Here is a 13,152-nt window from a genome sequence, read left to right as displayed (position 1 = left end):
TATTTTAATCTATGGTTATTGAATAGCAATACAACGGATCAAATAATTGTAGGTGTCGGCTACATAAAGGATACCATCGGGGGTAGCTGCTACATCATAGGGTTTATAAAAGAGTGCTTCTTGAGGTTTTCCGTCTTTATATCCGGATTCTCCGGGGACTCCGGCGAAGATGGTAGCATTGAATTCTTCGTCTATTTTCCAGATGACATGATTGCTATAGTCTGCCAAATAGACGTTTCCTTCCTGATCGGCAGCCATACCTTCTATCTCTCCGAGCTGTGCCGCTTTTCCGTTACCTTCTATTGCCGTACCTTTTCCTGTTCCGACAATATGTTCCACATCTTTTTGTGTTATCCACGGGGTGGTATGTCCAGCCGGAGTATGATAAGGATCCAGGCGGTAGAGACGTCCCCAAGCTTCGGAAGTGATATATAGGTATCCGTTCACTTTGTTATAGGCAATGTGTGCCCATGAATCCATGTTCAGATTTTCTCCGATCAGTTCTACCTTTTTGGTCGCTATGTTCACGCGGATCAGTCGTTTACCCGATGAAGATAACAGGAAGACATAATCGTTGTCAGCAGCTAGTCCGAAATAATCCATAGCACCGGCGATATAGTCTCCTTTCTCATTTTTTTGATCATAGTAAGCCTCGGCTTCCTGCCAGTTACTTGATTTATATAAACCGTAGAAAAGAAGCGGGCGCATGGCTGTACGTCTTTCCAATACATAATAGTTTGTAAAATCCAGATTAAACGAACATTGCCAGGGTTCGTGCATTCCTGAAAGAACAGTGCTGAGTTTGTTGTCCTGTATAGATAGCATCCGGACCATTTTGCCCCCGTCGTCGGCAACCAGTACTGTCCCTTCATTGTCGACGGCTAGCATGACAGGGCGTCCGAATGATCCTTCCAAAGCCGGACCGTCTGCTGCTGTTTTCACGTCTAATTGTCCGGCTACGGTAGTGACGGTGGATTTAATATTGTATTTGAATTTTTTGTCTTTAAGTGTCTCCTCCCTGTATTTGGGTGATCCGTCTCCATTTTTCCCTTCTTCTACTGCAACTTTGATAGTAGAGTATTCTCCAGGTTGTTTGGGCACCATTGCATAGATGGCGTTACTTTGTAGTTTTAAGATCAGGGCTTCTTTCTGGTTGAAAAACAGCTTCACTTTAGATATATCGTCTCCAAAGTTAGAACCGCTAACCACTACACGGGTTCCGATCCCTCCTTTTTCCGGTCCGATATTCGTTACAACCAATGGCTTATCAGGTGAATAAGGTTCATTTCCGGAGGAGTTATTCTCGTTATTACAGGCAATAAATCCTCCCATAAAAAGAAATATGGTGAATAGATAGAATAAGGTTACATTTATTTTCGAGGTTTTCATTTTCTCTTGTCCTTTTCATAAATATAAATACTAGGTGCAAAAAATATCATTTGTACAATCAGTGATTACTTATTTGCAACTAAATAATAATGATTGTATGTAAGCAGGCTTTTGCCTGGTATAGCAAAAGATGATTATATTAGATCTAATTTAACAAATTAAGATTACACATTCTTTTAGAGCATGTAATTGAATAATACGACTACGGAACTTTCAGGTCATGTTATAATTTTGTTTGTGAAAGACTGTAGTCTTTCTGGTTTGTAATTAGATTTCGTTAACTCTAATGCTATAGTCTTCATAGAACTATGGCATTAGGCTAAAATTGGGTGTTGCAAACTGTGATTTATTTGATCTTTTTACGGCAAATCGAAATATTGTCCATTAGTTTAGTGATATTGTCCATTTTTATAGCCTTTAAAAGCTTATTATTTTGTATTATTAATAAAATAATATAAGAAAAAGCGCCATAGTTCTATGAAAACTATGGCGTTTTTATCTGAGGAAGTTAGACTGAATCAAATTAGTTTATTTCAGTTTTTACTAAATTTGAATCTGATATGGGGGACGTATTACCTCTTGATAATTTATCTTATTATTATAGAGGCATTATTATTCAATTTATAAGTTGAGGTGTATATAATGTATTGCTTGTGTTGTTGCTTTTAGTTTCATACCGAATGAGAGTTTAATGTTGTGTGTTTCCTATCTTTCCTCTTATTTCTTAAAATGATTATTTAAAATTAATTAAAACATAAGGGCGTTTTACTTATTTGTCTGCAATATTGTTACATTTGTGCGTGACATACCTGTTATCAATAGATTTACGAAATTCGATAATTGCAAAATAATAGGGCCGGCTCCTGTTGTTTGTAATAGAAGTCAATAATATCCACAAGTAAATTAAACTAAGCCTATAAAAAGAATCGATCGTGTTTGATGGGGTCTCATAGAAACCATATGAGGATTGTTATTTCGCATATATCTAATTAATACTCAAACATTATGAAAACAAGAATAATCATTATCAGTTTTTTCTTTTGCTTATTCATGGGGATATCTTTTTGGTGTGGAGCTACAACGCATTTGTCCGGCAGTCAGTCGGCTGATTCCGTTTTATGGAAACAACAACTGGATACGATAATGAAAAATACGGTTGAATATCATCTCGAATATGTCCTTACAGATTATAAATACCTTGGCAAGATCTCTACGGAAAAGGATCTGGAAAGAGTAAAGCTTGCCATACTTGATGGTACGGGCTATCCTTTTGAAGAAAAAGGGAAATTGACATTTAAGACCCTGGAAGAGTTATCCCCTATCTACAAAGAAGAAGTTGAAAATGCCAGGAAAGGAGTAAAGAATAGTTTGGATCAAATGTTGCTGTTGCGTCTTGGACTGGAAGAAGTGGAATTAGAGTGGACATGCAATGGCACTATTTATAAGACCACCTGTGTCGTTTCCAACACATTAGGGGTCCTCTACGAAAATGTTTTTATGAATAGCTTTATGACTGGCCAAACAAAGACAACTGTGCGTAGTTATTAATGTATCAAATTTATATATCTATGTCTTTTAAGTTGGCGATGACTTTGGATTCACTTTTTAAAAGATCATAACTGTTATGTCCACCGGCATAAAGAATACATTTTATCCCTAATGTTTTTGCTACTTCTGCATCATGTACCGTATCTCCGATTATAATTGCTTTGTCGGGATTCAGGGAGTTGTCTTTGATCAGTTTCTGCCCGATCCCGACTTTACCGGTTGCACAGATATCTTCTGAACCGTATATCCCTTTGAACTTATCCGTTAAATGGAAATGGTCGAGTATACGTAACAGATCGTTTTTTCCAGCGGCAGATAATATGTATTGGTCTATGCCTTTTGCGTTTATCGAGTCCAGTATAAAAGGGGCGTCGGCATTTAATTTCAGACAGCTTTCGTAACTTTTATAAAGCTCCATATATTCGGCTGAAATTTCTTCGATCGATTCTTTACTAAAGTCGATACCTATCCGGATATGAAACAGTTTGACCGGGAAGCAGAATATATCTTTATAAGTATGTAAATCCAGCAGAGGCAAGTCCCTTTTTAAAAGCATTTTGTTGATAACCTTGACATTCGCATCTACATCATCCAGCAACGTCCCGTTCCAATCCCATATTAAAGTCTCTGTCTCAGATAGATTCATCTTTTTAGAAGCAAAGATATACAGATTCCCGCTATAATCCTGTACTTCCGCTTATATAGTGATATATTATTTTTCTATATTTGCGACCGTCTCTTAATTCTGAATATATGAAATATTTGTTCGTTGCCTTTTTTGTACTGGTTAGCATTGCCATCCCGGCCCAAAATAAAGAAACCTGTCGCGTTGCTTTGGTGCAGGCTCATCTTGCATGGGGAAACGTGGAAGCAAATCTGGATGCTTTTCAGAAACGGGTGGAGCAATGTAAAGATTGTGACGTGATTGTATTTCCCGAACTGTTTGTTTCCGGTTGTGAAATGAAGAAGAAGGATAAAGAAATAGCGGTGCAGAACAAAGATGAGGTGGCGAGCTATTATCCGGCAGTTATCGGGAGGATGCAAGGATGGGCGGCAAGTAGCAACGCATTGGTGATCGGCTCTACGATTTATAAGGAAGCAGGGAAATTTTATAATCGTTTACTGGCTGTGTTCCCGGATGGGTATTATGAGCATTATGACAAGCATAATTGTTTCAGGAAAGGTAGTTTCTCTCCGGGGGAAGGGCAGTTGGTTCTTCATTGGAAGGGACATCGTTTTGCCACTTATATTTGTTATGATCTCCGTTTCCCGGATTGGAGCCGGAATGACGACCGGTATGATACGGCGATCTATATTGCTAACTGGCCGGAGTCGCGCCGTGACGATTGGAACCGTCTTCTCCGTGAACGTGCCATTGAGAACCGGGCGAATATCATTGCCGTCAACTGTGCCGGAACCGATCCTGCCGGTATCATCTATGCAGGCGACTCCTGTTTACTCACTCCCCAAGGAGAAACGGCAGGAGAATGTGAAGCCTACAAAGATGATATACGGATTGTCGGGTTGTGATTCATAGCCGATATCAGTCGGCTATGAACTTTTATTGTAAGTTTAATCAATATTCTACATTTACATGTATATAAGGGCGTATAACTACCGGACCTAACAAACCAGAAGATTGTAATGGAGAATCTTTATTCCAAAACTTCCAGGTACTAAAAGTTGTACGTTCCGAAGATCTTTTTTTATGATCGGTAAGCCATTCCGGCCATTTTTTGATACAACTACCATTCCATTCTATATCATCAGGAAAACGTTCATCACCAATCAATTTGTTTGGCCACAAATTTGTAATTTTTATTTCAAGATCATTTACACCTTTATGTACTGCATCGTGTAGGTTTACTCTAAAGGGTGTTTTCCATAAAATTCCCAGTTTTTCCCCATTAACAATAACTTCTGCAATTACTCGAACGCATCCCAAATCTAATTCTAAAGAGTAATCTGATTGCAACAACTCTTCTGAAAGAGTAAATTGCTTTTTATACGTTGCTGTACCTGAGAAATAACTTATCCTTTCATCTGAAGAATTTGACCATGAGATTAATTTATCAAACGTCGTATCCCACATCCCTGAATTATATGGGAAAGTGACATTCCAGGGGCCCGTTAATTCAATTGACTTTGGAATTGAATCAACCTGAACTGTTCTCGTTTCTCCTAAAGACGTAGTATAAGTCATCTTTCCGGGATATGGAGTAACCCAAGTTATTTTACTTTTATCCGAAATGAGTTTTGATTCAGGAGTACTTTGTGCCAGATTAAGGGTCTCACCTTCGGGTACAGATCTTTTACATATTTCTCCATCAGTAGCATAAACAACATGTAATTCTTTTTTAGGTCCTAAGTTTGACATATCTGTTACTAATCCATCGTTCACTGAAATCTGTAAAATACCAGATAAGACCTTTGATTTTAGTTGATTTGTAACATCATATGTTGAATAACTCGATGGTATACTGTGAATCCCCTTGCCAAATTTACCATATACAGCTCTCAATATTTTAAATTCAGAAGAGTTTCCTGCATCAATATTGATCGCTTCTCCTTCAATTGCATGTATTTCCTGACGTTTACCTTCTATTTCATATTCAAGACGAAGTTCTTTTATATATCCGGGAGCTGGGTCTACAGGACTTAGATGAGAGCCGGAATGTATATTTAACTTGCTATCACGAACACTTTTTACTACAGACTCTGTAACATCGACCACACCTTCCGGTAGAAAAGTTCCATACTCTGCTTTGATAATTTTTAAATCTGATAGTGAATTTGTCTTTTCTTTCTTTATATCTATTACTGCTTTCACAATATGTCTGGTAGTAGTGACCGGTTTCCTGAAAATCATGAAAACAGCCCCATCCGGATCAAATTGGATTGGAATGCTTATGGTTCCGTCGCCATTTTCTTTCCAAACTGCAACATCTTCAATTTTGCCGGTTTCCGGATTCCATAATTCTGGTTGTTTTCCTGTAACACGAAAACGACATATTGCCTGATGGCTTTCTTGTTGTGAACTAGTTACAAAATAGATATCAGTTTTGTCATCCTGACGGTGAATAAAATTAATATCCCCAGCGATGCCCGTCTCTGTTGAAAAATCCGGAGAGAAATTTTCTCCTTTAAGAATATCAACTACAGAACAGTCTTTTGCTAAATTTTTATCCCATAACTTTTCTGCCAATTGGGAGACTTGTTTGTCACAAACAGGATAATTCTGAAGGCTTGGTGATTTTTGTGGTTTAGGGCCGATGATCAAAGCACCGCTTTTTGCAAGTTCTTCAATTTTCATTAACATCTCTGGTGTCATCCAGGAAGATTCCGGAAGTACTATTACCCGATACTTACCACCGGCAGGTGTATAAATCAGTCCGTCCTTTACTGTTAACGACATCATTTTGCTTATACCAATTAAGTCATAATCATAACCAAGAGATGTGATTTCCGGCATAAGAATCGCATCATTGGGAGATGACTCTCCTGTAAACACCAACACATCAGCAACATTCCGGCCTTGTTGAAGCAGGAATTGAGAACGCCCTATATACATCATGTAATCTTTCCCCTGTTTCCACCAGGTGTTTAAACGGTTTAATTCAAATCCATAAGATCCAAAAGTTACACCAGGGCCGACATCCCACGGTTGATGTGCATAGGTATGAAAAATAAAACGGTTAACGCCAGCCGCCCATGCCTTGTCACCTATTTGTTTGATCGTAGCCGGATGTCCAAGCCATCCTCCATTGCCGGTAAAAGCCTCTGCTCCAACTATAGGACTCCCATTCAAATGAGCAATAGAAGCTACAAATTTAGGTGAATCAAAAAAAGCCAGACTCCCGCTCCAAAATTCACACATAACAATATCTCCTGTATCTCCAACTTCCATACTATTGAACGGCCCCCAATAAGGTTCTACAGAGAGTTTCATACCATGCTCGTGACAGAGTTTTCTAAAATAATTGTAGTAGTTTTCTGTAATCAAATCACCGATTGTCCGCCGAAAATCCCATAGAAAACGTTCTGTTATTTCACCGCCATCGACATAGTATCCGGCTAACACTGGTAAAAACGGCATACAGTCATACTTCCGAAGCCGCTTGAACTCTTTATCAAAATTGGTTGTCCAATTTGTACAACCTACTTCGTAACTGTCAATGAGACAGTTTGTAAGTGCCGTTCCAACCAAATTCCCTAGTTTTCCGATAATTGGTTTGATACCTCCCTCCCAATATACATCGACAGCTTTTTTATTCATTTTATCACACTCCAATCCGCGTCCACCAATCACAGCCGGACGGTTTTCTGCACCGGTAGGTGTATGGCCAACTCTTAAAATAACCCACTCACCATTTGGAGCATCCCATTCCAATGAACCATCAACCGACGTTTTTGATGTCAGGTCAATGATGTCGGTTCTGTGAACCAGGGCTGACTGAGGTATTGATTTCATATCAGGCTCCAGATGGTTACGTAGTTTTCCTGACAGACTTTTGATATCCAAATCATCAATTCGTTCACTACTTTGTGGATTTGGAAAAGCTAACACTGCAATATCCTTATAGTAATTCAGTCGGGTAGCGGGTTGGCTCAACCGGATCTTAATCTTTTCACCTCCCCTGCACAAAGTGTCGCTATAAACAACTGTTTGCATAGCATATTCCGGTGTAATCCAGGGACCACCGCTCGAAGACCAGCCTGCACCATTATGAAAGCCAAGTTCAAGTCCTAATCGTTCTGCTTCCGATGCCGCAAATTTAAAAAGCTCCAACCATTCCGAACTTAAAAAAGTAGCAGGTCCTTCAGGATATCCCATATCTGCATTAAAGATTTGTGCTTCTTGTATACCCACTTGTTTCATCGCCTCCAAATCAGCGGTAATACCTGCTCTTGTCACATTTCCATTGAGCCAATGCCACCACGTCCGTGCTTTTGCCGAAGCTGGTGGATTTATAAAACCTTCCTGTAATGTATCATCTTGTGCAAATACAGACATATTAATACAGAGACAGGCCATACATATCAAAGTAATACCTTTTTTCATACTTGATCTATTTTATATCGAACACAAAAATATGAATAGTAAGTATCCGTCCCTATAAAAACAGGAACGGATATCACAATAATTAATTATAACCCGGATTTTGTTTGAGCACATAGTTGCTCTTCACAATTTCTTCGCGTGGGATCGGTACCCAATAATGTTGTGGTAAAAATTTACGATCCAATACTTTAATCGGTGAATAAGTATAAGTACCATTGTTCAGGGTGATTCCACAGCCCATTGCATTGATATTTTCATATTTTTCAGCCAGTTTCCATCGACGTAAATCAAAGTATCTATGATTTTCTAAGGCCAATTCAATCCTTCGTTCTTGATAAACTTTTTCTAAAAGTTTATCTCCCGTCGCTGTAACCGGAGGCATTTCAACTCCGGTACGACCACGTATTTCATTTATTGCACGACGGCACTCATCCTCTGCACCCAAATGATATTGGGCCTCCGCATAATTAAGATAAAACTCGCTTAACCGGAAGAAAATCAAAGGCATAGTGTTGGTCTCACTCACTAATTGATTTTCATCTAAGAATTTAAACATATAATATCCGGTAAGGCTGGTATTCCATCCGCTATTACCTTCGGACGAATCCTTACCACCAGGTGTAAAGGTTTCAACAGCCCGTCCTTTATACATTGCCCCATTATAAAGGACAGTCATATAAAATCGTGGATCTCTCCCTTTGTAAGGATCATTCGGGTCAAAGCTCGAACCCGTTTCTGCTGGCTTAAGACCTGTTGCTTTCATTTCATAGTCATCTACCAAATTCTGCAAAGGACAGTTGCCGCCATTTCCATCATACCCATTAGGAGAATTGTTTACCATCATATTATGTCCGTTTGCTTTTGTGAACTGGCGAAGAAATATGATTTCTTCATTTGTAGCTTCCAGGAAAATATTTTTATAGTTGGAAGAGAGTGAATATCCTGATAAATCCATCACTTCTTTATTTGCATCACGGGCACGTTCCCACCTGGTAATATCGTTTGAGGTATTCACCAGCGGACTTGCCCAATACAACAATACCCTGGCACGAAGAGCCTTACAGACATCTGCAGAGGCACGTCCCCAATTACTTCCATTCATTTTATCCGGAAGAATATCTATCGCCTCTTCAAGTTCGTTCAATATAAACTCCACACACTCATCATAAGTATTCCGTCCAAGAGAATAATCCTGCTCGCCAAGTGAATAAGAACGGGTAATAATAGGTACACCCCCATATCGCCATATAAGATTAGAATAGATATATGCCCGAAGGAATTTCATTTCACCTGTAAGCCTTTCTTTTATCTCTTCCGTGATTTGTGCATCATTTATTTTTTCAAAGAAAACATTAATATCACGAATATACTGATAAGCCTTGCTCCAATAATTCAATCCAGTGAACCAACCCCAATCATCATTCGTCACATTGTCAGGATTTAACTCACCTCGTGATATAACAAGGCATGTAGTCCCTCCATGCCGGCAATAAGTTTCATCCGTTACTGAAGATAACATGATGAAATCATACCCACTGGGAATACTATTATAACAGGCATTGACATAAGCTGTAAGAAGGTCATCATTATTGAAAACATCCTCCTCTGATATTTTATCCTGTGGTTTTCTGTCCAAAAAGCTATCGCTACAGCCAGTGGAGACAAATAACATGAATATACTTATAATAAATATAATATTCTTTTTCATTTTCCTATAATTTAAAAGGTGAGACTTACTCCAAGATTAAATATCTTCATTTGGGGATAATAGGAAGCACCGGAATTATCACTTTCAGGATCCATTACCTTGATCTTGTCTAAAGTGAGTAAATTATATCCACTCAAATAAACGCGACAGTTCGATACCCTTATTTTGTTAAACCATACTTGCGGAAGGGTATAACCTACCTCAATATTTTTAAGCCTGAGGAATGAAGCATCTTTCAACCAGAAATCTGAACTATAATTATTATTGATGCTTCCACCCGGACGTGGCATAGTGCCATCAATATTATTTATGGTCCAACGGTCATCTGTCATCGACTTAAATGAATTACCGGTATTATCAAGTCTCGTATAGACTGCTTGTTGTGCACGAGCCTGCCCTTGTAAAAGCATAGTGAAATCAAAATTTTTCCAGTCAAGTCCTATATTAAGTCCAAATACGATCTCCGGGAAATGCATGAGATTTGCCCTTACACGGTCCATTCCATCGATAACGCCATTGCCGTCTACGTCTTTAAAAATAAGATCTCCCGGCCGTGCTCCTTCAAGGTGTGGATATGAATTAAGTTGCTCTTCGTCACGGAATATACCTATTGCCTGATAATACAACTCGGTACCCATAGGTTTGCCTTCCGCATTCATATATTCATAACCTTCTCCCCATGGCGTTTCATCCACATCAATGACTTTATTACGGGCGAACATGAAATTTCCGGATAGGTTTAAACCAACTTCTCCTAATTTACTGTAATGGCTAAGTTGTAGTTCGATACCTTGATTCTTTACTTCTCCTATATTTTCATTAGGCAAATTTATAAGTCCTGTATATTGTGGAATCGAAGCGTTTCTAGCCGTCAATATATTAGATCTTCTTGTTTGGAAAAGATCGATCTCAAATCCTAGCTTCCCATCCCAAAGTGTACCATCGAGACCTAGATTGTACGTCTTGGCAACTTCCCATGTTATTGCTTCATTAGGCAAACTTTCCTGATAAATACCTTCTACATCTGCTCCTCCAAAAACATAGTTTCTTCCCATGGCATATTTCAGTAAATATTGGAATGCACCCACATTGTCATTACCTTGTTGGCCATATGAAGCACGTAACTTAAGACTATTAAGCCATGAAACGTTATCTTTCAAGAACTTTTCTTCGGAAAGTCTCCATCCCAACGATATTCCAGGGAAAAAGCCCCATCGTTTATTTGAAGCAAAAATATATGAGCCGTCGTAACGGAAATTGAACTGTGCCATATATTTCCCTGCATAATCATAAGCCAAACGGCCAAAAAGGCTTCTACGTGCCTGGTCATATGCGCTGCCTCCATTGTTTATGTATTGTTTGTCCGAACTTCCAGCGAATAGTTGGTCAATAGCCGTAGAGAGATAGTTTGAACGAGAACCACTAAAATTATGTCCCTTAAATTCATTTTGCTCAAAACCGACCATTGCATCTACTCCATGAAGAGAGGCAAATGTTTTTTTATACATAATTTTTGCGTTGAGTGTAAAACTGGACGTCGGAAGATATTCCTGACTCAAAGAAGCATATTCTCTTCGTGCATATTTATGTTTCTCATATATATCTGTAGTCTCATCCCAGGTATAATAAAAAGCGGGAGTAAGCCAATCCTTGTGTTCTTCACCGACTTTATCAAAAGCGATATAACCATCAACCGAAAGTCCTTCTGTTATCCACGGTAAGTCGATTTTGGCAGATACTGTACTATTAAATATATATTTTTTGTAATCCCGATATCCAGTCTCATCAGTTACCATTGTTACGGGATTACCTATATCCATGCCATAAGTAGGAGAACCGTCCGGATAGCGGGCCAACTCTGTCGGAAGTCCGCGAAGAAGTCCCCAGAATATATTATTCGAGCTTTCGCCTGAATAATGACGGTCCTCTATACGTCCAGAAATATCAACCGATACTTTAAAATTCTTTGTAATAGTAGCATCTATATTAGAACGTATATCATATTGTTTATAATAGGTTGAACTTTTCTTATATATACCATCCTGATCTGAATAACCGCCACCTACATAATATGAAACCCGGTCGTTCGCTCCACTTATCGAAATATTATGCCGCTGCTGCAAAGCTGTTTTACGCAATGTTTCACTTTTCCAATCTGTATTTGGATAATGTATCGGATCGGAGCCATCTCTGAATTTTTGTATTTCGTCATCAGTATAACGCGGATTACGCCCTTCATAAAATTCTATTTCATTCAATGCTGACGCATAAGTTGCTGCATCAGCCATCTCCGGAAGCCTGGTAGGACTTTGTAAACCGACATTATATGAATAACTGATACTAGGCTTTCCTATCTTTCCTCGTTTTGTAGTGACAAGAATAACTCCATTGGCAGAACGTGCTCCATAAATAGAGGCTGAAGCATCTTTCAGTACTGTCACACTTTCAATGTCGTTAGGATTGATTCTATCAAGACCACCCCGGTTCGCTATACCATCAATAAGAATGAGAGGATCATTGTTGCCCGTAGTACTTCTTCCCCTGATATTTACAGATGTATTATCAGCTCCGGGTTCTCCGCTACGATTATTGATAACGACTCCTGGTAATCTTCCCTGAAGTGCCAAGCTCAAATTTTGTGTTTTGCTTTGTGCTATTTCACCGCCGTCAGTAACAGAAAGAGATCCGGTAACCAACCCTCTTTTTTGGGTTCCGTAACCAACCACAACTACTTCCTCTAACTGTTTGAGATCTTCCTTTAGTACGATATTTACGGAAGTTTTGCTCCCCAAAGTCAGCTCCTGTGCTATATACCCAATATAAGAAATTTGTAATACCGCATTTTTTGTAACTGGAATACTGAATTGTCCGTTATAGTCGGTGACTACTCCATTCGTAGTCCCCTTCTCAACGAGGTTGGCTCCTATAATCGGTTCTCCCCGTTCATCGGTGACTGTGCCGGTAATTGTCGTCTTATTATTTTCAGACAAATCTTTTACCGGTTGTTTCTTCAGAATAATACGTTTCCCGGAAACTTCATATTCAATATTCAATGGAGATAATACACGGTTCAGAACTGTTGATAGTTCGGTTTGCCTGGTTGTAATTGTTACTGGAGTTGTGAGGTCCAGATTATTATACATGAATGTATAATCCGTTTGATTTTCTATCGCAGTAAAAAAACTTTTGATTGTTGCTTTCTCTAATTGTATATCGATTTTTTGAGATAACTGTGCGGATAAACCATTACATATAAAAAAGAAAAAGAACATGATCAGCAATGTCTGCTTTTTTCTAAATTGCATAAATTATTAGATTTAAATTGAAAAAAATATAACTTTGCCAATTGTATACTACACACCTTGTTTTATCCAAGTGGCGCTTAGATAAAAGAAAACTACAGGATGTCGTATGCTTCGAGCATGGGGAATGGCTGTTCCTCATG

At 38.8% G+C, this 13,152-nt stretch carries 7 protein-coding genes; 2 read left to right on the top strand and 5 right to left on the bottom strand.

The annotated features are described in order from the left end of the window. Nucleotides 1–15: 15 nt before the first annotated feature. Complete coding sequence (locus tag DWW23_RS10245) at nucleotides 16–1,389, bottom strand: IPT/TIG domain-containing protein (RefSeq protein ID WP_122353187.1); 1,374 nt, start codon at nucleotides 1,387–1,389, stop codon at nucleotides 16–18. A 1,005-nt stretch (nucleotides 1,390–2,394) separates the two neighbouring features. Here DWW23_RS10245 and DWW23_RS10240 point away from each other — a divergent pair. Beyond that, nucleotides 2,395–2,937: a hypothetical protein gene (locus DWW23_RS10240; protein WP_122353186.1), complete on the top strand. Its 543-nt coding sequence runs from the start codon at nucleotides 2,395–2,397 to the stop codon at nucleotides 2,935–2,937. Nucleotides 2,938–2,947: 10 nt separating this feature from the next. Here DWW23_RS10240 and DWW23_RS10235 read toward each other — a convergent pair whose 3' ends face one another. Next, a complete protein-coding gene (locus DWW23_RS10235; RefSeq protein WP_122353185.1) occupies nucleotides 2,948–3,583 on the bottom strand; it encodes an HAD family hydrolase in 636 nt (211 codons plus the stop codon). A gap of 107 nt (nucleotides 3,584–3,690) precedes the next feature. Here DWW23_RS10235 and DWW23_RS10230 point away from each other — a divergent pair, with 107 nt between their 5' ends. Further along, nucleotides 3,691–4,467 (top strand): nitrilase-related carbon-nitrogen hydrolase, encoded by a 777-nt coding sequence (locus DWW23_RS10230; RefSeq protein ID WP_122353184.1) that lies wholly within the window; start codon nucleotides 3,691–3,693, stop codon nucleotides 4,465–4,467. Between the two features lie 46 nt (nucleotides 4,468–4,513). On the opposite strand, the gene DWW23_RS10225 is transcribed toward DWW23_RS10230, so the two are convergent. The 3 genes from DWW23_RS10225 to DWW23_RS10215 form a co-directional block, all read right to left on the bottom strand. Next, nucleotides 4,514–7,999 carry a glycosyl hydrolase gene (locus DWW23_RS10225; RefSeq protein ID WP_199664137.1) on the bottom strand — a complete coding sequence of 1,162 codons (3,486 nt, stop codon included), beginning with the start codon at nucleotides 7,997–7,999 and terminating at the stop codon, nucleotides 4,514–4,516. Between the two features lie 82 nt (nucleotides 8,000–8,081). After that, nucleotides 8,082–9,635 (bottom strand): RagB/SusD family nutrient uptake outer membrane protein, encoded by a 1,554-nt coding sequence (locus DWW23_RS10220; RefSeq protein WP_233564305.1) that lies wholly within the window; start codon nucleotides 9,633–9,635, stop codon nucleotides 8,082–8,084. Between the two features lie 83 nt (nucleotides 9,636–9,718). Beyond that, a complete protein-coding gene (locus tag DWW23_RS10215) occupies nucleotides 9,719–13,012 on the bottom strand; it encodes a TonB-dependent receptor (protein ID WP_122353182.1) in 3,294 nt (1,097 codons plus the stop codon). Between the last annotated feature and the right edge of the window lie 140 nt (nucleotides 13,013–13,152).

The organism is Parabacteroides sp. AF14-59 (assembly GCF_003479515.1).
Taxonomy (GTDB): Bacteria; Bacteroidota; Bacteroidia; order Bacteroidales; family Tannerellaceae; genus Parabacteroides; species Parabacteroides faecis.
Note: the sequence above shows the minus strand (reverse complement) of the source record. Positions and strands in the feature narration are given on the sequence as shown.

Coding starts and splice junctions, on each gene's coding strand:
- DWW23_RS10225 (WP_199664137.1), bottom strand. CDS start 7,999: ATGAAAAAAGGTATTACTTTGATATGTATGGCCTGTCTCTGTATTAAT.
- DWW23_RS10235 (WP_122353185.1), bottom strand. CDS start 3,583: ATGAATCTATCTGAGACAGAGACTTTAATATGGGATTGGAACGGGACG.
- DWW23_RS10240 (WP_122353186.1), top strand. CDS start 2,395: ATGAAAACAAGAATAATCATTATCAGTTTTTTCTTTTGCTTATTCATG.
- DWW23_RS10245 (WP_122353187.1), bottom strand. CDS start 1,389: ATGAAAACCTCGAAAATAAATGTAACCTTATTCTATCTATTCACCATA.
- DWW23_RS10230 (WP_122353184.1), top strand. CDS start 3,691: ATGAAATATTTGTTCGTTGCCTTTTTTGTACTGGTTAGCATTGCCATC.
- DWW23_RS10215 (WP_122353182.1), bottom strand. CDS start 13,012: ATGCAATTTAGAAAAAAGCAGACATTGCTGATCATGTTCTTTTTCTTT.